At 66.8% G+C, this 19436-nt stretch carries 20 protein-coding genes; 4 read left to right on the plus strand and 16 right to left on the minus strand.

All coding sequences use genetic code 11. The features are described 5' to 3' along the window. Positions 1-39 precede the first annotated feature (39 nt). The gene (locus ACWV8V_RS02600; RefSeq protein ID WP_455898872.1) at positions 40-3012 is read left to right on the plus strand and encodes a two-component regulator propeller domain-containing protein; all 2973 of its coding nucleotides are present in this window, start codon (positions 40-42) and stop codon (positions 3010-3012) included. Positions 3013-3018: 6 nt separating this feature from the next. On the opposite strand, the gene rnt is transcribed toward ACWV8V_RS02600, so the two are convergent. The 15 genes from rnt to ACWV8V_RS02675 all read right to left on the minus strand — a co-directional run bounded on the left by rnt (position 3019) and on the right by ACWV8V_RS02675 (position 16146). Then, entirely contained in the window at positions 3019-3606 is a 588-nt protein-coding gene (gene rnt, locus ACWV8V_RS02605; protein ID WP_455899596.1) for a ribonuclease T, read from the minus strand. A gap of 123 nt (positions 3607-3729) precedes the next feature. Further along, positions 3730-4485, minus strand: a complete 756-nt coding sequence (locus tag ACWV8V_RS02610) for an HvfC family RiPP maturation protein (RefSeq protein WP_455898873.1) — start codon at positions 4483-4485, stop codon at positions 3730-3732. Beyond that, positions 4478-5350, minus strand: coding sequence for an HvfB family MNIO-type RiPP peptide maturase (locus tag ACWV8V_RS02615; protein WP_455898874.1), 873 nt, complete (start codon positions 5348-5350; stop codon positions 4478-4480). Before ACWV8V_RS02615 ends, ACWV8V_RS02610 begins: the two co-directional genes overlap by 8 nt. Then, positions 5337-5711 carry an HvfA family oxazolone/thioamide-modified RiPP metallophore gene (locus tag ACWV8V_RS02620; RefSeq protein WP_455898875.1) on the minus strand — a complete coding sequence of 125 codons (375 nt, stop codon included), beginning with the start codon at positions 5709-5711 and terminating at the stop codon, positions 5337-5339. The genes ACWV8V_RS02615 and ACWV8V_RS02620 overlap by 14 nt, the downstream gene beginning before the upstream one ends. 378 nt (positions 5712-6089) lie before the next feature. After that, positions 6090-6797: a phosphate signaling complex protein PhoU gene (phoU, locus tag ACWV8V_RS02625; protein ID WP_070471813.1), complete on the minus strand. Its 708-nt coding sequence runs from the start codon at positions 6795-6797 to the stop codon at positions 6090-6092. 30 nt (positions 6798-6827) lie between these two features. Further along, positions 6828-7658, minus strand: a complete 831-nt coding sequence (gene pstB, locus ACWV8V_RS02630; RefSeq protein ID WP_070471812.1) for a phosphate ABC transporter ATP-binding protein PstB — start codon at positions 7656-7658, stop codon at positions 6828-6830. A 19-nt stretch (positions 7659-7677) separates the two neighbouring features. Then, on the minus strand, positions 7678-8544 hold the full coding sequence (gene pstA / locus ACWV8V_RS02635; RefSeq protein ID WP_121041559.1) for a phosphate ABC transporter permease PstA: 867 nt from the start codon (positions 8542-8544) through the stop codon (positions 7678-7680). Then, complete coding sequence (pstC, locus tag ACWV8V_RS02640) at positions 8544-9512, minus strand: phosphate ABC transporter permease subunit PstC (protein ID WP_121041561.1); 969 nt, start codon at positions 9510-9512, stop codon at positions 8544-8546. The genes pstA and pstC overlap by 1 nt, the downstream gene beginning before the upstream one ends. Positions 9513-9599: 87 nt before the next feature. Next, positions 9600-10691, minus strand: coding sequence for a phosphate ABC transporter substrate-binding protein PstS (pstS, locus tag ACWV8V_RS02645; RefSeq protein ID WP_259260177.1), 1092 nt, complete (start codon positions 10689-10691; stop codon positions 9600-9602). A gap of 231 nt (positions 10692-10922) precedes the next feature. Beyond that, positions 10923-11942 (minus strand): phosphate ABC transporter substrate-binding protein PstS, encoded by a 1020-nt coding sequence (pstS, locus tag ACWV8V_RS02650; protein WP_046272026.1) that lies wholly within the window; start codon positions 11940-11942, stop codon positions 10923-10925. Between the two features lie 123 nt (positions 11943-12065). Next, positions 12066-12845: a PA3715 family protein gene (locus tag ACWV8V_RS02655; protein ID WP_455898876.1), complete on the minus strand. Its 780-nt coding sequence runs from the start codon at positions 12843-12845 to the stop codon at positions 12066-12068. Positions 12846-12949: 104 nt separating this feature from the next. Beyond that, positions 12950-14161, minus strand: coding sequence for an OprO/OprP family phosphate-selective porin (locus ACWV8V_RS02660; protein ID WP_259260180.1), 1212 nt, complete (start codon positions 14159-14161; stop codon positions 12950-12952). Positions 14162-14341: 180 nt separating this feature from the next. Then, positions 14342-15016: an endonuclease III gene (gene nth / locus ACWV8V_RS02665; RefSeq protein WP_455898877.1), complete on the minus strand. Its 675-nt coding sequence runs from the start codon at positions 15014-15016 to the stop codon at positions 14342-14344. Beyond that, complete coding sequence (locus ACWV8V_RS02670; protein WP_455898878.1) at positions 15016-15384, minus strand: hypothetical protein; 369 nt, start codon at positions 15382-15384, stop codon at positions 15016-15018. The genes nth and ACWV8V_RS02670 overlap by 1 nt, the downstream gene beginning before the upstream one ends. A gap of 3 nt (positions 15385-15387) precedes the next feature. Continuing rightward, positions 15388-16146 carry an enoyl-CoA hydratase/isomerase family protein gene (locus ACWV8V_RS02675; protein ID WP_455899597.1) on the minus strand — a complete coding sequence of 253 codons (759 nt, stop codon included), beginning with the start codon at positions 16144-16146 and terminating at the stop codon, positions 15388-15390. 192 nt (positions 16147-16338) lie between these two features. On the opposite strand from ACWV8V_RS02675, the gene ACWV8V_RS02680 reads away from it, so the two are divergent. The 3 genes from ACWV8V_RS02680 to ACWV8V_RS02690 all read left to right on the plus strand — a co-directional run bounded on the left by ACWV8V_RS02680 (position 16339) and on the right by ACWV8V_RS02690 (position 18818). Next, positions 16339-17040 carry an FKBP-type peptidyl-prolyl cis-trans isomerase N-terminal domain-containing protein gene (locus tag ACWV8V_RS02680; RefSeq protein WP_019185884.1) on the plus strand — a complete coding sequence of 234 codons (702 nt, stop codon included), beginning with the start codon at positions 16339-16341 and terminating at the stop codon, positions 17038-17040. Between the two features lie 87 nt (positions 17041-17127). After that, positions 17128-17931, plus strand: a complete 804-nt coding sequence (locus ACWV8V_RS02685) for a CoA pyrophosphatase (protein ID WP_455898879.1) — start codon at positions 17128-17130, stop codon at positions 17929-17931. Further along, positions 17928-18818, plus strand: a complete 891-nt coding sequence (locus ACWV8V_RS02690; protein WP_455898880.1) for a sulfurtransferase — start codon at positions 17928-17930, stop codon at positions 18816-18818. Before ACWV8V_RS02685 ends, ACWV8V_RS02690 begins: the two co-directional genes overlap by 4 nt. Positions 18819-18821: 3 nt before the next feature. On the opposite strand, the gene ACWV8V_RS02695 is transcribed toward ACWV8V_RS02690, so the two are convergent. Further along, entirely contained in the window at positions 18822-19391 is a 570-nt protein-coding gene (locus tag ACWV8V_RS02695) for an N-acetylmuramoyl-L-alanine amidase (protein ID WP_455898881.1), read from the minus strand. Between the last annotated feature and the right edge of the window lie 45 nt (positions 19392-19436).

Raw genomic sequence — 19436 nt, forward strand, 5'->3', positions numbered from 1 at the left:
AGGATCCGGTGGCGGCCGGTACAACTGAACGACTTCGGCATGCCAACCCTGCAGGCGCTAGCGCTGTGGCTGTTGCTGCTGTGCGCGCTGCCGTGGTCGCTGGCGGCGCAGGATGGCCCGCCGCCGCTGCGCGATTACGCCATCGATGTGTGGACCTCGCGCAACGGGCTGCCGCACAACTCCCTGCGCGATATCGCGCAGACCCCGGAGGGCCACCTGTGGTTTGCCACCTGGGAGGGGCTGGTCCGCTACAACGGCCTGGACTTCACCGTGTTCGACCGCAGCACCACCCCGGGCCTGCGCGACAACGGGGTCGGGGCGTTGCTGGTGGACCGCAGTGGCGGCTTGTGGATCAGTGATTCGCGCGGCAACGTGACCCGCCGGAGTGCGGATGGCCGCTGGCAGGTGTGGGAACACCGCGCCGACACACCGCAGGTGCTGATCCAGGCCATGCAGATGGACAGCCATGGGCGCCTGTGGCTGCTGTACGAAGGCAAGGGGATTGCGAGTCTGGGCCCGGACGGCACCTTCGACTACCAGGCGCCACCGGCCGACGTACCGTTGGCGATGAGCTTCACCAAGCTGGTCGTGGATGCCCAGGACCGGGTCTGGGTCGGCACCCTGGATGGCCTGGTGGTGCGCGACAGCGATGGGGTCCTGCGCCGGGCGCCGGAAAGCTTCGGGCTGGGCCGTGGGCTGGTCTGGCCCTATCGTGCGCCGGATGGCGTGATGTGGGTGGTGGCCAGCGAGCGCATCTACCGCATGCAGGATGGCGTGCCGTTGCTGCAGCATCGCCTGCCCGGCGCGACCCACATCACCGCCATGCTGCAGGACCGCCACGGCGACCTGTGGCTGGGGACCGAAAACCAGGGCCTGCTGCGGCTGTCGCGGCACGGGCTGGAGCGGCTGCCGGCCGGGCTGTCCTTGCCCGGCGGGCGCGTGGTCAGCCTGCGCGAAGATGCCGAAGGCAGCATCTGGGTGGGCGCCAACGGCGGCCTGTATCGCCTGCGCGAAACCCTGTTCAGCAGCTACACCGAACGCGACGGGCTCAGTGGCGATTACGTCCGCACGGTCTTCGAGGATCGCCAACGGCAGCTGTGGATCGGCAGTGCGCGCGGGCTGGATCGCCGCGATGCCCAGGGAAACGTCAGTCCGGTGCCGCTGCGCAACAACGTCGGCAAGAGCCCCTCGGTGCTGAGCCTGGCCCAGGACCGCGACGGTGATCTGTGGGTCGGCACCTTCGGCGATGGCATCTTCCGGGTCGGCGAGAACGGGCAACCGCGGCGGACGTACGGCAGCGCCGACGGCCTGCTCGGCGGCAACATCCGCGCGATCAGCATCGACCGTGACGGAGTGATCTGGGCGGGCACCCAGAAGGGCGTGGTCCGCATCGTCGCCGACAGGGCCGAGCCGGTGGCCTTTCCCGGCATGCCCACCGGGCTGACCACCGCGCTGGCGCACGATGCCGAGGGCGCCCTGTGGATCGGCACCATCGAGGGCATCCGCGTGTTGCGTGGCAACCGCGTGCAGGCGATCGATCTGGAGGCACTGGGGGGTGGCCGCAGCGTGTTCGGGTTCCAGCAGATCGGCGATGCGATGTGGGTCAGCACCGATCGCGGCCTGTACCGCTACCAGGAAGGCAAGCTGGCACGGGTCGGCCTGGAGCAGGGCATGCCGGTGGATACGGTCTTCCAGCTGATTCCCGATCGCGTGGGCAACGTCTGGATCAGCAGCAACCGCGGCGTACTGCGGACCGACATGGCCATGCTCAACGCCGTCGCCGACGGGCGTGCCGCACGGGTCGAGGTCGAGCATTACAACGAGATCGACGGCATGGCCAACTCACAGGCCAACGGCAGTTCCGGCCCCTCGGCGATCCTGCGCCAGGATGGCACCTTCTGGGTGGTCACGGCCGGCGGGCTGAGCACGGTCGATCCACTGCGCCTGCAGCGTTTCCGTGAGCGCCTGGCACCACCGGCGGTGATCGAGACCGTGCTTGTCGATGGCGCCCCGCTGCACTGGCAGGGCAGCAACCACAACACCATCCCGGGCGGGCGACGCCTGAGCGTGAGCTATGTGGGGCTGAGCTACCTGCTCTCCGAGCGCATCCGCTACCGCACCCGCCTGGAAGGGCTGGACAAGGGCTGGGTCGAGCGGGGGCAGCAGCGCAGTGTTGAGTTCATCGGCCTGCCGCCGGGCGAGTACACCCTGCATGTGTCGGCCGCCCATCCCGGTGGCGCCTGGAGCGACAGCGAGGCGGTCTGGGCGTTCACAGTGGAGCCGTTCCTGTGGCAACGACACAGCGTGCAGCTGATCGCCGCGCTGCTGTTGCTGGCCGGGCTGGTCGCGCTGTACCGGTATCTGATCAACCGCTACAAGGCCAGCAACGTGCGCCTGGCGCGCCTGGTGCAGGAAGCCACGCTGGATCTGCAGACCCAGACGGTCAACCTGCAGGCACTGAATCAGGAAAAGACCGAACTGGCCGATCGCCTGGCGGTGCAGGCCGAGGCGTTCGAGCGCCAGGCCCGCGAAGACGCGCTGACCGGGCTGCCGAACCGACGTGCCTTCGATGAAGCGTTGGCGCGCGATTTCGCCCGTTCGCAGCGCAGCCGCCACCCGTTGTGCCTGGTGGTGCTGGACATCGATCACTTCAAGGAAGTGAACGACCAGCACAGCCATTCGGTGGGCGATGTGGTGCTGGTGGAGGTAGCGCGGCTGCTGGCCTCGGCCTGCCGCGACTCGGACATGCCCGCACGTACAGGCGGCGAAGAGTTCGCGCTGCTGCTCAACGATACCCGCCTGGATGAAGCGGCCCAGGTCTGCGCGCGGCTGCGCGGGCTGTTCCATGATCATCCCGACTGGGCCGGTATCCCCGACCTGAAGGTCACCTTCAGTGCCGGTCTGGTCGAACTGGACGCTGCTGACCGCACCCCGATGCTGCTCTACCAGCGCGCCGATCGCGCGCTGTACCGCGCCAAGAGCGAAGGGCGTGATAGAACCGCTATCGGGTGATGCCCCTCAGGGGCGCGGCCAGCTGTTGGCGACCTTGCAGAACAGCTTTGCGGTCTGCTCGGTGTCGTACACCGCGCTGTGCGCTTCATCGGCATCCCAGCCCAGCCCGGCGGCGGTGGCGGCGCGTGCCAGAACGGTCTGCCCATAGGCGATGCCGCCCAAGGTGACGGTGTCGAAGACACTGAAGGGGTGGAACGGGTTGCGCTTGTGGCCGGTGCGATTGACCACGGCATTGACGAAGCCCAGGTCGAAGTGGGCGTTGTGCCCGACCAGGATCGCGCGCTGGCAACCGTACTTTTTCATCGCCGCCCGGATCGGGGTGAAGATGTGGTCCAGCGCATCGCGCTCGACCTTGGCCAGCCGGAACGGGTGATCCAGGATGATCCCCGTGATCTCCAGCGATTTCGGATCGATCTCCAGACCTTCGGCCGGCACCACGTGGGCGCTGGCGGTCTGGCCGGGATAGAGCAGGCCGTTCTCGTCCATCTCGATCGGAACGGCGGCGATCTCCAGCAGGGCGTGGCGATCAGAATCGAATCCACCGGTCTCCACGTCCACCGCCACCGGCAGAAAACCGCGGAAGCGTGTTGCCATCAAGCGCTGGGCAGCAGCGGGCAGTGCGTCGGCAGCAGCCGGCGCGTCGGAGCGGGGGAGGTCGTCAGTCATCGCCCCAGTTTAGCAGAGCGACCTGTACGCCCCCGCTGTCAGGTCGCGCGGTCAGGTCGCGGGCGCGGTGGGCCCGATCACGCCGTTGTCGTGGAACTGGCGCAGCAGGGCGGCGCCGGGCAGGCGCAAGGCATCGGCCGCCATGCCGTGCGCCTGCGCAAGCTGCTGCAGGTAAGCGGCCCCGGTACTGCCGGGGTGCTGGCCGATCAGATCCAGCAACTGCGCGGCCATCGGGCTGATCGCGGCGAAGCGGACCTGCCCATCAGGGTCGCGCCGGACCAGCAGCCCGGTCGGCTCCGGGGCAGGCTGCGAGGGCGCGTCATCGGTGCCGAGCCGATGCACCGGCCAGTGATAGAGCAGTGGCCAGGCCAGGGGGGAGCGCTGCAGCGCTGCGTGCATCGGGTCCAGGCTGGGCGAGGGCGGCAGGGGGGACGCGTCCAACTGGTAGAGGGCCGTTTCCACCCACTCGTAATGGGCCAGTTCGGCCAGCGCCGGATGCGGCAGCGTGGCCTGGTGCTGCAGCCACTGCACGAACTCGGCGGCCAGTTCGGTGAACAACGGGGTCTGCGCCGGGTGCGCTGCCAAGAACCGCCGGATGAGCGCAGACCACGCTGCCTCGCCAAGCAGGCGCACGCAGACCGGGAAGCCGTTGCAGAGCAGCCCGAGCACGTTGTTGAACACCAACCGCTGGTAGATGCCCAGCCGGCGTGGGTCCATGCCATCGGGTGCGGCGATATGGTCCGGGTCGCGCAGATGCGCGGTGAACGCTCTCTGCTGTGCGTGCAGGCGCGCTGGGACCTCAGTCATGTCCGTTCCCGGCATGAGCGGCCATCAGCTGGCGGATGTGCTGCAGTTCGCCGCGCAGCTCGGCATACGGCGGGAAATTGAAATCACGTTCCAGCAGCGTGGGGCGCGCACCGATGCGCGCATAGGTGCGGGCGAGCAGGTCCCAGACCGGATCGATCACCGCGCTGCCGTGGGTGTCGATCTTCAGATCGGGCGCCTCGTCCAGATGGCCGGCCACATGCAGGCACACGATGCGCGCGGCCGGCAGCCCGGCGATGAACGCATCGGCGTCGTAGCCGTGGTTACAGGCGTTGACGTAGACATTGTTGACGTCCAGCAGCAGATCGCAATCGGCCTCTGCCAGCACGGCGTTGGTGAAGGCCAGCTCGTCCATGGCCGGTTCCGGGGCGAGGTAGTAGGACACGTTCTCCACTGCGATGCGCCGGCCCAGCAGGTCCTGCACGCGGGCGATGCGTGATGCGGTATGGCGTACGGCCTCGTCGGTGAAGGGAATCGGCAGGAGATCGTAGAGGTGACCTTCATCGCTGCAGTAGCTCAGGTGTTCGCTGTACAGCGGCACGTGGTGCCGCGCCAGGAAGCGCCGTACCTGTTCCAGCAGCACGGGATCCAGCGGCGCGGTGCTGCCCAGCGAGAGCGACAGCCCATGGCAGGTGAGCGGGTGGCGCGCGGCCAGTTCGGCGAGTGCGTCGCCGGCCGGCCCACCGATACCGATCCAGTTTTCCGGCGCGCATTCGAGGAAGTCGATATCGCCGGTGGGCGCGTCGCGCAGGTCCTGCAGCAGGGCGCGGCGCAAACCCAGTCCGGTCGCCGCCGCAGGCAACGGCGACCGGCCCAGGCCAGCGGCGAGCGCGTCAGTGCTTGGCACCGCACTTGCCTTCGCCGCATTTGCCTTCCGCCGTCTTCTTGTCGCCAGCGGTCGTTGCCTTGGCGCCAGCAGCATTGCCCTTGTCGGCGCCGCACTTGCCTTCCCCACACTTGCCTTCGGCGGCCTTGGCACCGGCGGTCGCGGCCTTGTCGCCCGCCTTCGTGCCGGCCTTGTCGCCATGCGCACCGCACTTGCCTTCGCCACACTTGCCCTCGGCGGCCTTGGTCGCCGCCTGGCCGGCCACCAGGTAGCCCTGGGCCAGCTCGGTCATGCTCAATGCGGACGCCGAGGCGGTGACGCCCAGGCCCGCGGCCAGCGCGGTGGCCGCCAACAACGACAGCGATCGGGTGGGTGTGCTCATCGTGTGGATCTCCTTGAAATGGGCGGGTGCCGGTTATGGCTGCGTGGGCAGGTGCGGCCATGGTGGCCCGGCCCGGCGCATCGAATCCTCACACAGGATTCAACGTTTCGTGAAGTGCAGAGCAGTGCGTTGCGTGATTCAACAGCGGTGGACGGGTCGGGCGCTGGGCCGCGATGCCCTTGCCGGCGAATGTCCCCCGGCGTCGGCCGGGGGACATTTGCCGAGGGGCCTGCCGGTCGCTTCGGGGCGCTAACGCTCGCGCCAAGGCTCGAACGGAGACACCTGCAGCGCCCTCACCGCGCCAGGACTTTCCAGCCACCAAAAGAAAACCGCCACCCGAAGGCAGCGGCGTTTGCTTTCCGTTATTGAAGCACGCGCTCAGACGTGATCGGTACTGCTCGTCTCGTCGCGCTTCTCGCGCGGCGGCAGCGCCTGCTCGCCATGCACCAGGAACCACACGTTCTCGGCGATGTTGGTCGCATGGTCGCCCACGCGCTCCAGGTTCTTGGCCATGAACAGCAGGTGGGTGCACGGGGTGATGTTGCGCGGGTCTTCCATCATGTACGTCAGCAGCTCGCGGAACAGCGCGGTGTACTGCGCGTCCAGGCGGGCGTCATCGTCGCGCAGCTCCAGCGCTGCGGCGGCGTCGTTGTCGCGGTAGGCCTCGATCGCACGGCGCACCTGCTGCGCGGCCAGCCGGCCCAGCGCCCGCAGGCCTTGGATCTGCGGCAGCGGCGGCACCTTGCTCAGCGCGATCGAGCGCTTGGCCACGTTGGCCGCGTAATCGCCAATGCGTTCGATATCGGCCGGGATGCGCAGGCCGGCCAGGATCTCGCGCAGGTCGCGTGCCATCGGCCCGCGCAGCGCCAGGCGCATCACGTCGTGGCTGATGTGCTGCTCAAGCTGATCGATGGCTTCATCGTTGGCGATGATGCGCTGGGCGGCGTTCTCGTCGCGCTTCTCGATGACGTCCATGGACGCCTCCAGCTGCGCGACCGCCATCTCGCCCATGCGCACGATCTCGGCCACCAGGCGCTGCTGTTCTTCGTCGTAGCTCTTGACGATGTGGTCGTTGGGAATGCTCATGCGGTTCTATCCAGGGTTCGTGGGCCGGAATCAGCCGAAGCGGCCGGTGATGTAGTCTTCGGTCTGCTGCTTGTTGGGCTGCGAGAAGATCACTTCGGTGCGGTCGTGTTCGATCAGGTCGCCCAGATACATGAAGGCGGTGTAGTCGGACACGCGCGCGGCCTGCTGCATGTTGTGGGTCACGATGACGATGGTGTAATCGTGCTTGAGCTCCTCGACCAGCTGCTCGATGCGGCTGGTGGAGATCGGGTCCAGCGCGGAGGTCGGTTCGTCGAGCAGCAGCACGTCCGGGCGCAGGGCCACGGCGCGCGCGATGCACAGGCGCTGCTGCTGGCCACCGGACAGGCCCAGCGCGCTCTGGTTGAGCTTGTCCTTCACCTCGTCCCACAGCGCGCCCTGGCGCAGGGCCTGCTCGACGCGATCGGTCATCTCCGACTTGGAGAGCTTCTCGTGGTGGCGGATGCCGTAGGCCACGTTCTCGAAGATGGTCATCGGGAACGGCACCGGCTTCTGGAACACCATGCCGACCTTGCTGCGCAGGCGGTTCATCGGGTACTTCGGCGAGAGGATGTTCTCGCCGTCCAGCATCACTTCACCGCGCGCTTCCAGCTTGGGGTACAGCGCGTAGATGCGATTGAAGATGCGCAGCAGCGTGGACTTGCCGCAGCCGGAGGGACCGATCAGCGCGGTGACACGCTTTTCGGGAATCTCCAGGTCGATGCCCTTCAGCGCGTGGAACTTGTCGTAGTAGAAATCCAGCCCACGTGCGGCCAGCTTGATCGGCGCCGGGGTCTGCAGGCTTTCATGCGAGGCCGGGACCACGATGCGCTGCATCGGCACGGCGTTGGAGAGATCGTTCATGGCGATGTCCGTGGAAAGGTCAGTCATGGGAGATACGGTTGCGCAGCAGGATGCCGCGCGCGGAAAGGCTGACCAGCAGCACGAACACGGTCAGCACCAGCGCGCCGGCCCAGGCCAGCACCTGCCAGGATTCGTACGGGCTGCCGGCGAACTGGTTCATCACCACCGGCACCGACGCCATCGGCTGGAACACGTTGCTGTTCCAGTACTGGTTGCCGAAGGCGGTGAACAGCAGCGGGGCGGTTTCACCGGAGATGCGGGCCAGCGCCAGCAGGATGCCGGTCACGATGCCGGCGGCGGCGCTGCGGTACAGCACCTGCACCGTCACTTTCCACTGCGGGATGCCCAGCGACAGGGCCGCTTCACGCATCTGCGAAGGCACCAGGCGCAGCATTTCATCGGTGGTACGCACCACCACCGGCAGCACGATGAAGGCCAGCGAGAGCGCACCGGCGAAGGCCGAGAACTGGCCACCGGTCTGCATCACATACAGGGTGTAGACGAACAGGCCCAGTACGATCGACGGCGCCGAGAGCAGGATGTCGTTGACGAAGCGGACTACCGTGCCGGTCTTGCGGAAGTTGCCGTACTCGGCCAGCCAGGTGCCGGCCAGCACGCCGAGCGGCGTCCCGATGGCGATGGCCAGGCCACACATCACCGCGCTGCCGAAGAAGGCATTGGCCAGGCCACCGTCCTGCATCGGCGGCGGGGTCATCTTGGTGAACAGATCCAGATTGATGCCGGCCAGGCCCTTGGAGGCCAGCGTCCACAGGATCCAGCCGAGGAAGAACAGGCCGAACAGTGCGGTCAGGCAGGACATCAGCAGCGCGACCACGTTGACGATGCGGCGGCGCAGGTACAGCGGTTGGGCGTTGGCGGTGGACATCAGTTGCCCTCCTTGCGGGCCAGGCGCATCAGCATCAGGCGGGCGATCGCCAACACCACGAAGGTCACCAGGAACAGCACGAAGCCGAGCAGCAGCAGCGCCGAGCGGTAGGTTTCGGTGGCTTCGCCGAAGTCGTTGGCGATCAGGGCGGCAATGGTGGTGCCCGGTTCAAGCAGCGACGGGGACAGGCGCACGCTGTTGCCGATCACGAAGGCCACCGCCATGGTTTCACCCAGGGCGCGGCCGAGGCCGAGGAAGATGCCGCCGATCACCGCCGAGCGGGTGTAGGGCAGCACGATGTCCCAGCTCACTTCCCACTTGGTGGAACCCAGCGCATACGCCGATTCCTTCAGGCGGGTCGGCACGGTCAGGAACACTTCGCGCATCACCGAGGAGATGAAGGGGATCACCATGATCGCCAGCACGAAGCCGGCGGTGAGCACGCCGATGCCCAGCGGCGGACCCTGGAACAGCGGGCCGATGATGGGCAGCGTGCCCAGGTGATCGTTGAGGAACGGGGTGACGTACTCGGTCATCACCGGCACCAGGACGAACAGGCCCCACATGCCGTAGATGATCGAGGGGATACCGGCCAGCAGTTCGATGGCGGTACCGACCGGGCCACGCAGCCAGCGCGGGGCGACCTCGGTCAGGAAGAAGGCGATACCGAAGCTCACCGGCACCGCGATGACCATCGCGATCAGGGCGGTGACCAGGGTGCCGTAGATCGGTGCGAGTGCACCGAACTTGTTCTCCACCGGATTCCATTCGGAGGAGTAGAAGAAGCTCAGGCCCTGCTCCTGCAGGGCATGGCGGCCGCCCCACAGCATCGAGAGCGCGGCGCAGGCCAGGGCGACCAGCACCAGGATGACGGTGGCGATCAGGACCCAGCGGAACAGTTTGTCGTTGCGGGCATCACGCAGGTCGCGGAGGGACGGTGCGGGAACAGGCTGGGCGATGGCATTCATGGCTGAGGCGGGGGCCCGAGTGGTGGTTCGGCAGGGTGGTGCGGCGAGGACAGCGGGCCTGCGCTGTGCACAGGCCCGCTGTCTGGCTTACTTGAACTCGCTGGTCCAGTAGGCTTCGATCTGGGTGACCAGCTCGGCCGGCAGCGGCACGTAGTGCAGTTCGTTGGCCTGGGTCTGGCCCTTCTCGAAGGCCCACTTGAAGAACGCCAGGGTGTCCTTGCTGCGCTGCGCATCCTTGGGCTGCTTGTGCATCAGCATGAAGTTGGTGGCGGTGATCGGCCATGCCTGGTCGCCCGGGGCATTGGTGATGACCAGGTTGAAGTCCTTGGCGCTGGCCCAGTCGGCGCTGGCGGCTGCAGCGGCGAAGGTTTCCGCGCTCGGCTGCACCCAGTTGCCGGCGGCGTTCTGCATCGAGGCGTACGGCATGCCGTTCTGCAGCGCGTAAGCCAATTCGACGTAGCCGATCGAGCCCTTGATCTGCTTCACGTACGACGCCACGCCTTCATTGCCCTTGCCACCCACGCCGTCCGGCCACTGCACCGAGGTGCCTTCGCCGACCTTGCTCTTCCAGTCCGGGCTGACCTTGGACAGGTAGTTGGAGAAGTTGAAGGTGGTGCCCGAGCCGTCCGAACGGTGGACCAGGGTGATCTTGCCGTCCGGAAGTGTGACGCCCGGGTTGGCGGCGACGATGGCCGGGTCGTTCCAGGTCTTGACCTTGCCCAGGAAGATATCGGCCAGCAGCGCGCCGCTCAGGCGCAGCTTGCCGGCTTCCAGGCCGTCGATGTTGACCACCGGCACCACGCCGCCGATCGCCGACGGGAACTGGCCGAGGCCGGCCTGGGCCAGCTCTTCGCTGCTCAGCGGCTTGTCTGAGGAACCGAAGTCAACGGTGCCGGCCTTGATCTGGGCGATGCCGCCACCCGAACCGATCGACTGGTAGTTGATCTTGGCGCCGGTGGCGGTGTTGTAGTCGGCCGACCACTTGGACACCAGCGGGAAGATGAAGGACGCACCGGCGCCGGAAATCTCGGCGGTCAGGCGGTCGCCAGCGGCCGGGGCAGCGGCAGGCGCGTCGGTGGCCGGCGCGGCGGCCTGGCCTTCAGCGCCCGGCTTGCAGGCGGAAAGACCCAGCGCGATGGCCAGGGAAAGGGCGGCGATGCTGGCCGTGTGCAGTTTCATGCGTCACTCCATAGCGGGATAAGGGCCGGGCTTTCCGGCGACGCGACTATGAAATGATGTTTTTGTTACAGCTTGATGACGCCGTGACCGAGCGCACGCAAAGCCTTGCGGCACAAGGGCCGGGCATTCTGCGGCAGGCAACAAAAAGGCGCGGAACCTTGCGGTCCGCGCCCGATGGCGCCGAAGGGGGAGAGAGGTCCCTCCGGCGCCATTGCCTCGTTGTGCGGTGGATCAGTACTTCAGGTTCTGCGACCAGTAGGTCTCGATCTGCTTGACCAGGGTGTCCGGCAGCGGAACGTAATCGAGCTGCTTGGCCTGGGCATCGCCGCTCTTGTAGATCCAGCGGAAGAACTCCTGGGTGGCCTTGGCGTTGGCGACGTTCTTGGGCTGCTTGCGGACCAGAATGAAGTTGGTGGCGGTGATCGGCCACGCATCGGCGCCCGGGGCGTTGGTCATGACCAGGTAGAAGTCCTTCGAGCTGGCCCAGTCGGCGCTGGCGGCAGCGGCGGCGAAGGAGGTATCGCTCGGCAGCACGATCTTGCCCGAAGCGTTCTTCATCGCAGCGTAGGACATCTTGTTCTGCAGCGCGTAGGACAGTTCGACGTAGCCGATGCCGCCCTTGATCTGCTTCACGTAGGCGGCAACGCCTTCGTTGCCCTTGCCGCCGATGCCGACCGGCCACTGGACCGAGGTGCCTTCACCGACCTTGGTCTTCCACTCCGGGTTGACCTTGGAGAGGTAGTTGACGAAGTTGAAGGTGGTGCCCGAACCGTCCGAGCGGTGCACGACGGTGATCTTGCCGTCCGGCAGCTTCACGCCCGGGTTCAGCGCGGCGATCGCCGGGTCGTTCCAGGTCTTGATCTTGCCGAGGAAGATGTTGCCCAGGGTCGGGCCATCGAGCTTCAGCGCGCCCGGGGCGATGCCGGCCACGTTGATCACCGGGACCACGCCGCCGATGACCGACGGGAACTGCGCCAGACCGGCCGCAGCCAGTTCTTCCGGCTTCAGCGGGGCATCGGAGGAGCCGAAATCAACGGTCGCGGCCTTGATCTGGGCGATACCACCACCGGAACCGATGGACTGGTAGTTGACCTTCTTGCCGGTCGCGGTGCTGTAGTCGGCCGACCACTTGGACATGACCGGGTAGATGAACGAGGCGCCCGCGCCGGTCACATCGGCGGCATTGGCGGCGAACACGGACGACGCGGCGAGGACGGCAACGGCGGCGCGCGACTTGAAGGCGTGGATCACGGGGTGGCTCCTGGGATGGATGAAGGTGCGGGGTGTCCCGCCCGGTGCTCATTCCATAACGGTTCGATGACAGCGCAGCGACTGTCATATGACCACCTCGTGACACGCTTTCTAGGCACGGTGTCACAGCGGCTGCAGCGCCTCCGGGACCGCGTAGCGGCGGCCGTCGAAGCGCAGCACACGGCGCTCGCCGTCCACCGGCGTGTCCTGGTCGCGGCAGGTGTCGCCGTCCATCCAGCTGTGCGTGGTGACCCGGCGTTCGCGCAGGATGAGGTCGGCCAAGCCGTGTCTGCCCTTGGATCCAACGGCGACGGTGCGCGTTACGTCGGTGGATTCACCCGCGCAGCGGGTATCCCACTCGGCCTGGAAACGACGCAGCACCATCGGTGGGCCGAGCGTGCGCAGCGTGCCTGCCTGCACCGCCAGCAGATGCAACTGTTCTTCGCTGAACGGATTGGGCCCGGAGCCATTGCGCCGCTGCAGACGCAGGCCGAAGGCGAGGGTGTCCGGCGCAAGCTGGTAGCGCGCGGTATCCAGGTGCATGCCGTCGAAGAAGATCGCATCGCTGTCGAGTGCGCCGGACAACACCGTCCATGCGCGCGTTGCGAGGGTGTCGGTATCGATCACCAGCACCTCCAAGTCGCCATCGCGGGCGTCGTTGTCGCCGTCGTCGCGCCAGACCGGCGTGGCCACCAGGGTCAGCTCGGGGCGTGCCGGCCATCGACGGCAGACGCTGGCGGCGGTGTCGCGGGTGTAGCCGGCGCGGTCGGGCAGCACGTCGGGCGCTCGGACCGTGTACGCCTCCTGCGCCGCCGCCTGGGCGTCATGGCAGTCCTGCGCCTGGGCGGGCAGGGCAGCGGCACTGCACGCGACGGCCAGCAACAGCGAGAGTGCGATACGCATCGGGTTCCATCCATGGGGCAAAGGGCGCACAGCATACCGGCGCGCGGGCACGAAAAAAGGCGCAGCCGAAGCTGCGCCTTTGTGTCACACGCGTGTTGCAGGGCTTACCAGAAGAACTGCAGGCGCGCTTCGAGGATGTTCGGGTCGTCGTTGACGAAGGTACGGGCGGTGGAGCTGTACTTCTTGCTGTTCACCATCACGTAGTTCAGCGCGAACTTGGTGTTGGAGCGCCAGTAGTAGTTCACGCCCACGGTCCAGATGTCCATCTTGCCGCCCAGCACGCCATCGACGATCGGCGGGCGACCGGCCACCGGGTTCGCCGACAGGTTGCCGTCGTTGAGGTCCATGTGGTCGTAACGCGCACCCAGCTGCCACATGCCGCGGCCCGGCTCGTCCGGCAGGCCGGTGGTCGGGGTGCCGCCCTTGTAGCCCCAGGTTTCGCCGGTGATGTTCCACAGGCCGCTGACGTAGTAACCGTCGCTGCTGTAGTTGTCATGCGAGTAACGCTTGGCCTTGCTGGTGTAGTACTCGGCCTGGGCCTTGAACGGGCCGCCGATGTACATCGCTTCGGCACCGATCGTGCTGACGCGGTCGGTATCGACCAGGTTGCCGCTGTCGACAAGGCGCACGGTGGCCAGATCCGCATTCGGACGGGCACGCACGCGCAGGGTGTCGGCGTCGGTGTCGTAGTCGACGTAGCTCAGGCCGAAGTGCAGTACCTGGCCCTTCTCATTGATCGGGGCCCAGGTGCCACGGGCGCCGTAGCCGCTGCCGTGGGCGAGGTTGCGGGTCAGCTCGCGGCCGAAGGCGCTGGCGGTCACGGACCAGTTGTTGTCACCGATGCTGTACGCACCACCGAGGCGGCGGGCCACGGCGTAGGTGTTGGTGACCGTAGCCTTGGAGATGAAGTCGTTGTTCTTGGTGCTGGACAGTTCTTCCAGGCTGTTGGGCTGCTTGAACTGGCCGAACTGCACGAAGTGGTTGGCGTTGCCGGCCAGCTTGTACTTCAGGTTGGTGTCCAGGAACTTGTCGGCCTTGGCGTCGTAGCCCACCACCCATTCCACATTGCCCGGGCCCTTGCCCTTGAGCACCAACTCGGCGCGGCGCAGCTCGAATTCGCTGTTCTTGCCGTTGCCGGCGTCACCGCCGTTGAGGTCGGCCACGTCGTTGTCGAACCAGTTGCCGTCAGCCTGGACCAGGCCTTCGAACGTGATTTCCGAACCGCCGATCACATCGATGGCCACTTCAGCGTGAGCGGCCGGAACGAACAGCGCAGCCGCCACGGCCGCAGTAAGAAGTTGGCGATGCAGTTTCATGGAAGGAGCCTTGCAGGCAGGTGGGAAGATGCTGCGCAGGCTAATTAGTGAAGATTGCGTAAATGTGACAGTTTCGGACAAACCGTCATCGCCCGTATCCCAAGCGGCGTCAGGGGCTGCTATTGATGCCCGGCGCAGATGACCGCCGGGTTGCGTCCATATGGCAGTCGCGGCCCCCGTTCAGGCGGCGGTCTTTTCCTTGAAACGGCACAGGTCGCGGATGACGCATTGCGGGCAGTCCGGCTTGCGTGCCTTGCACACGTAACGGCCATGCAGGATCAGCCAGTGATGCGCGTCGAGCAGGAACTCGGCCGGGATCACCTTGATCAGCAGATCCTCCACCGCACGCACATCCTTGCCCGGCGCCAGACCGGTGCGGTTGGAGACGCGGAAGATGTGCGTGTCCACCGCCATCACCGGCTCGCCGAAGGCCGTGTTGAGCACGACATTGGCAGTCTTGCGGCCGACACCGGGCAGCGCCTCGAGTGCCGCACGATCACGCGGCACCTCGCCGCCGTGCTGTTCCACCAGCATCGCGCAGGCCGCAATCACGTTCTTCGCTTTCGCGTTGTACAGGCCGATGGTGGCGATGTACTTCTTCAAGCCGTCTTCACCGAGCCCAAGGATCGCCTGCGGGGTATTGGCGACCGGGAACAGTTTGCGCGTGGCCTTGTTGACGCCGACATCCGTGGCCTGCGCCGACAACGTGACCGCCACCAGCAGCTCGAACGGCGAGCTGTACTCCAGTTCGGTCCTGGGGTGCGGGTTGAGTTCGCGCAGGCGCGTGAACATTTCGATCACGTCGGCCTTGGGCATGCGCGCGGTGCGTGCGGCGGTTTTCTTCATCGTGGCCATCAGGATGTACGGCCCGCGGCCTTGGCCTTGGCCTTGGCGCGCGCGAGGATCGCGGCAGCGGCCGAGGGCAGGGCGGGTTTCTGGATCTCGGGTGTGGGGGGCGGTGCGCGGCGTGCATCGCGCTCGGCGGCGCGGCGCGCGAGGCGTTGCTGGCGCTGGCGGTAGCGCTCGCGTGCGGCCCAGGCGCGTTGCAATTGCTGCTGTGCGTGCTGCAGCCGCTGTGGAAGATCGGGATGATCGGGACGCAGCGCTTCATCGCCCGGCTGCGGCACGTAGTCCATCAACCCGGCCGCCAGCGCAGCTTCCCATTGATCGTCGAGGACGAGTGCCAGCAACTGTGCCGGCGAAGCGGTATCGGAAGGCGACATGGCTCAGCGGTTCTGGAACACCGGCGGCCGGCGCGCCAGGAACGCGCTGGTGCCTTCGCGCATGTCCTCGGTGGCAAACAACAGGCCGAACTGCACGCTCTCGTACTCCAGCCCCTCGCCGAGCGGACACTCGCCGCCGATATGGATCGCATCGAGGATGCCGCGCAGCGCGAGAGGCGCGGCCGAGGCCAATTGCGACGCCAGTGCCTGGACGCGGGCATCCAGCTCCGCAGCCGGGACCACCTCAGTGACGATGCCCAACTGCGCGGCACGCGCGGCAGTGATCGGGGTGCCCAGCAGGCACAGCTCCAGCGCGGCGGCGCGGCCGCACAGGCGCAGCAGCCGCTGGCTGCCACCGAAGCCGGGCATCAGGCCCAGATTGATCTCCGGTTGCCCCACCTTGGCGGTCTCGGAGGCCACCCGCAGGTGGCAGGCCATGGCCAGCTCCAGCCCGCCGCCCAGCGCAAAACCGTTGATCTTGCCGATCACCGGCTTGGGCATGCGCTCGATGCGGCGCATCAAGCGCTGGCCCAGCAACGAGAAATCACGACCCTGAACCGCGCTGAGGCCGTTCATTTCGGCGATGTCCGCCCCGGCCACGAAGGCTCTGGGGCCTGCGCCGGTCAGCACAACCACCCGCACGGCCGGGTCGGCGGCTGCTGCGGAGAACGCGGTATCAAGGGCTTCCAGGGTCGCCCGGTTGAGGGCGTTGAGTTTGTCCGGGCGGTTGACCGTCACGGTGCGCACGGCTGCATCGTCCATAATCGAGATAAGGGCGTCGGCCACGGCAGGACTCCTGAAAACGTTAAAAAAAAGTGATTGTTGAACTCTTGAAACGAAGTCAGGTCAGAGCCTGCGTCGTTAGTGGCGGTTCAACGTTGCGGCGGCTATCCTAACCCGTCGCCTCAGGGCGGCCCAACGCGTCCTGAGTTACCACCCCTGGAGAAAAGTTTGATGAAGTTGCGTTCTATCGCGGTCGCCGTCGCGGCCCTGGCCCTGACGGGCAATGCCTTCGCCCAGGACACCTCGTCCGAAAAGGGCAAGCTGAGCTATTACTTCGGTTACGACTACGGTAACAACCTGGCTGAACTCACCGCACGCGGCGAGCAGCTGGACATCAACTCGGTGGTGAAGGGCCTGCAGGATGCCTACGCCAAGAAGCAGCCGTCGATCACGGCCGAGCAGTTGAAGCCCGCCGTCGAAGCCTTCCAGAAGCGTGAGCAGGGTCGTGCGCAGGCCGCCAAGGCTGAGTACGACAAGGCTGCCGCCGAAAACAAGACCAAGAGCACCCAGTTCCTGGCCGCCAACAAGGCCAAGGCCGGCGTGCAGTCGCTTCCGAGCGGCGTGCAGTACCGCGTGATCGAAGCCGGCAAGGGCGCCAAGCCGACCCAGGCCAGCACCGTGCAGCTGGAAGTGGCGGGTCCGTACCCGTTCGGCACCCGTCCGGCTGAAGCACGTCCGGCCCAGCAGATCCCGGGCATCAAGGTCAGCGAAGTCGAAATGAAGGCCATGCGTGAAGCCCTGCTGCAGATGCCGGCGGGCTCCAAGTGGGAAGTGACGCTGCCGCCGGATCAGGCCTATGGTGCCGATCCGCGCACGCCGTTCCCGCCGAACGTCGCGGTGCAGTTCGAAATCAAGCTCGTCAGCGTCAAGTAATTTCTGCAACATCAAGAACGCGCCGGTGGAAACACCGGCGCGTTTTTTGTTTCCGTGCAATCGCGGTACTGTTGACCGGTGCAATCGATGGAACACTCCCCGCATGCCGTGCCCACTCCCTGCATCGGAATCTGCGCGCTGGACCGCGCCGGTGTCTGCACGGGTTGCCTGCGCACCGTGGATGAAATCACCCGCTGGCGAACCATGAGCCGACCCGAACAACATCACGTCATGCAGCACACGCTGCCCCTGCGCGAACAACTGCGGCAATCGCTGCGCGGCTCGCTGGCCGAACACGAGCGCCTGCTGCGCGCGCTGCATCCGCTGGACCAGCCGCCGCCCGGTGATGGCTGGAACCGCAGCGAACTGATCGATCTGTTACCGCCCGGTCCGCCGGTTGAAGCGGCCGTGCTGGCCGGCATCATTCCGCGCGAGGGCGGCGCCCAGGTGCTGCTGACCCGGCGCACCGACACGTTGCGCCATCACGGTGGGCAGGTCGGTTTTCCCGGTGGCCGCATGGAGCCGGAGGACCGCGATGCCGTCGCGGCCGCGATCCGCGAGAGCGATGAGGAAATCGCTCTCAAACCGGACCAGGTGCAGGTATTGGGGTATCTGGATCCGTTCGTGACGATTACCGGTTATCGGGTCATGCCGGTGGTGGCCGTGATCGATCCCGCCTTCGTGGCCGTGCCCGAGCCGGGCGAGGTCGCGGAAGTGTTCGAAGTGCCGTTGTCCTACCTGATGGATCCGGCCAACCTGCACCACGTCGAGATCGACCACCGCGGTCGCATCCGCCACGTGCTCGAATACGGCTGGCCCGGGCAGCGGATCTGGGGTGCGACCGCCGCCATTCTCTACAACCTGCGTCGCCGCCTGGAGCAGACCGCATGACCACGCCGTTGATCGATGTCACCACCCTCGCACAGGCGTTGGACGACGGCGCGACGCGCCTCATGGATGCACGTGCGACGGCCAGTGCCGTCCCCACGCTACGGGTGGTGGATGCGCGCTTCTCGTTGGCCGATCCGCAGTCCGGTGCGGCGTTGTATGCGCAGGGCCATCTGCCCGGTGCGCTGTACGCCGATCTCAACCGGGATCTGTCCGATCTTGGCAGCACTGGGCATGGCCGTCATCCGCTGCCGGACAGCGATGCGTTCGCCGCGCGCCTGGGTGCGTGGGGCATCGGGCCGCAGACCGATGTCGTGATCCACGACGCCGGCGACGGCAGCATGGCGGCCGCGCGGCTGTGGTGGCTGCTGCGGCTGATCGGGCATGCACAGGTACGCGTTCTCGATGGCGGATTTGCGGCGTGGCAGGCCGCCGGTCTGCCGGTCACCGCAGCGCTGCCGCAGGTGACGGCATTGCCGCCGTACCCGGGGCAGTTCGACCGCAGTCAGATCGCCTCCGTCGAGGAGGTACAGGCGCGTCTCAAGCACGCGCCGGGCTGGCTGATCGATGCGCGGGCGGGCGAGCGTTTCCGGGGCGAAGTGGAACCCTTGGATCCGGTCGCCGGCCACGTGCCTGGCGCGGTGAATCGGCCGTTCGCGTTGAACGTGCATGAGGGACGGTTGCGCCCTGCGGAGGATCTGCGCGCCGCGCTGCAGCCGCTGATCGGCACGCACGCACCGGACGAGGTCGTGCTGATGTGCGGCTCGGGGGTGACCGCGTGCCATCTGCTGCTGGCGATGGAAGCCGCCGGGCTGGAAGGGGCGCGGATCTATGCGGATTCGTGGAGCGGCTGGGTCAGCGACGCTTCGCGTCCTGTCGCAACCGGCTGATCATCACCCACGCAGTTCCTGCAACGGCACCGCCGCCAGCACGCGTGGCCACGGGAACATCGGACCGGGATCGCGCTTGCGCGGCACCCGCCGCTCCGGATCATCGCTGGCCACTTCCTCGCGCGTATCCAGCCACTCATGCCCGGCGATATGTGCCAACGCGGGCAGCCTCCCGCACAGGTGTTGCAGCAGGTCGATCAGCGCCGCGATCTGCGCATCCGGGTAGGGCTCGTCCATCGCCTGGTGGCGGGAATCCCACCAGTGTGGGTAGCGCCCGGTGTTGACCAGTTCGATGCCGATCGAGCGCGGGTTATAGCCACTGACCTGATGCGCGACGCGGTCCAATGACACGTACTGCACGATGCGCCCATCGCGGTCGATGTAGTAATGGCCACTGTTGCCGGTGCCGCTGTCATACAGTACGCGCTCGCCGTACTCGCGTGCCATCGCCAGGTCCGGCAGTTCGGTGCAGTGGATGACCACCAGATCGATCTCGTCGTGCGTGCGGGGCAGCAGCCTGTCCTGGTAGGGCAGGGGCTGTGCATCGATGGCGGGCGGGGCGCGGTCGGGCATGCGGCGATGCTAGCATTCGGGCATGAACGCTCCTATCGATTCCCG

The organism is Stenotrophomonas sp. Ker107b (assembly GCF_053847245.1).

Bases quoted from the DNA above. Each gene is read 5' to 3' on its own strand.
- ACWV8V_RS02660 (WP_259260180.1), bottom strand. From the start codon at position 14,161: ATGAAACTGCATCGCCAACTTCTTACTGCGGCCGTGGCGGCTGCGCTG.
- pstS (WP_259260177.1), bottom strand. From the start codon at position 10,691: ATGAAACTGCACACGGCCAGCATCGCCGCCCTTTCCCTGGCCATCGCG.
- pstC (WP_121041561.1), bottom strand. From the start codon at position 9,512: ATGAATGCCATCGCCCAGCCTGTTCCCGCACCGTCCCTCCGCGACCTG.
- ACWV8V_RS02620 (WP_455898875.1), bottom strand. From the start codon at position 5,711: ATGAGCACACCCACCCGATCGCTGTCGTTGTTGGCGGCCACCGCGCTG.
- pstB (WP_070471812.1), bottom strand. From the start codon at position 7,658: ATGAACGATCTCTCCAACGCCGTGCCGATGCAGCGCATCGTGGTCCCG.
- ACWV8V_RS02610 (WP_455898873.1), bottom strand. From the start codon at position 4,485: ATGACTGAGGTCCCAGCGCGCCTGCACGCACAGCAGAGAGCGTTCACC.
- nth (WP_455898877.1), bottom strand. From the start codon at position 15,016: ATGGCCACGATGAAGAAAACCGCCGCACGCACCGCGCGCATGCCCAAG.
- ACWV8V_RS02685 (WP_455898879.1), top strand. From the start codon at position 17,128: ATGGAACACTCCCCGCATGCCGTGCCCACTCCCTGCATCGGAATCTGC.
- rnt (WP_455899596.1), bottom strand. From the start codon at position 3,606: ATGGCAACACGCTTCCGCGGTTTTCTGCCGGTGGCGGTGGACGTGGAG.
- ACWV8V_RS02655 (WP_455898876.1), bottom strand. From the start codon at position 12,845: ATGCGTATCGCACTCTCGCTGTTGCTGGCCGTCGCGTGCAGTGCCGCT.
- pstA (WP_121041559.1), bottom strand. From the start codon at position 8,544: ATGTCCACCGCCAACGCCCAACCGCTGTACCTGCGCCGCCGCATCGTC.
- phoU (WP_070471813.1), bottom strand. From the start codon at position 6,797: ATGAGCATTCCCAACGACCACATCGTCAAGAGCTACGACGAAGAACAG.
- ACWV8V_RS02670 (WP_455898878.1), bottom strand. From the start codon at position 15,384: ATGTCGCCTTCCGATACCGCTTCGCCGGCACAGTTGCTGGCACTCGTC.
- ACWV8V_RS02600 (WP_455898872.1), top strand. From the start codon at position 40: ATGCCAACCCTGCAGGCGCTAGCGCTGTGGCTGTTGCTGCTGTGCGCG.
- ACWV8V_RS02675 (WP_455899597.1), bottom strand. From the start codon at position 16,146: ATGGACGATGCAGCCGTGCGCACCGTGACGGTCAACCGCCCGGACAAA.
- ACWV8V_RS02680 (WP_019185884.1), top strand. From the start codon at position 16,339: ATGAAGTTGCGTTCTATCGCGGTCGCCGTCGCGGCCCTGGCCCTGACG.
- ACWV8V_RS02695 (WP_455898881.1), bottom strand. From the start codon at position 19,391: ATGCCCGACCGCGCCCCGCCCGCCATCGATGCACAGCCCCTGCCCTAC.
- ACWV8V_RS02690 (WP_455898880.1), top strand. From the start codon at position 17,928: ATGACCACGCCGTTGATCGATGTCACCACCCTCGCACAGGCGTTGGAC.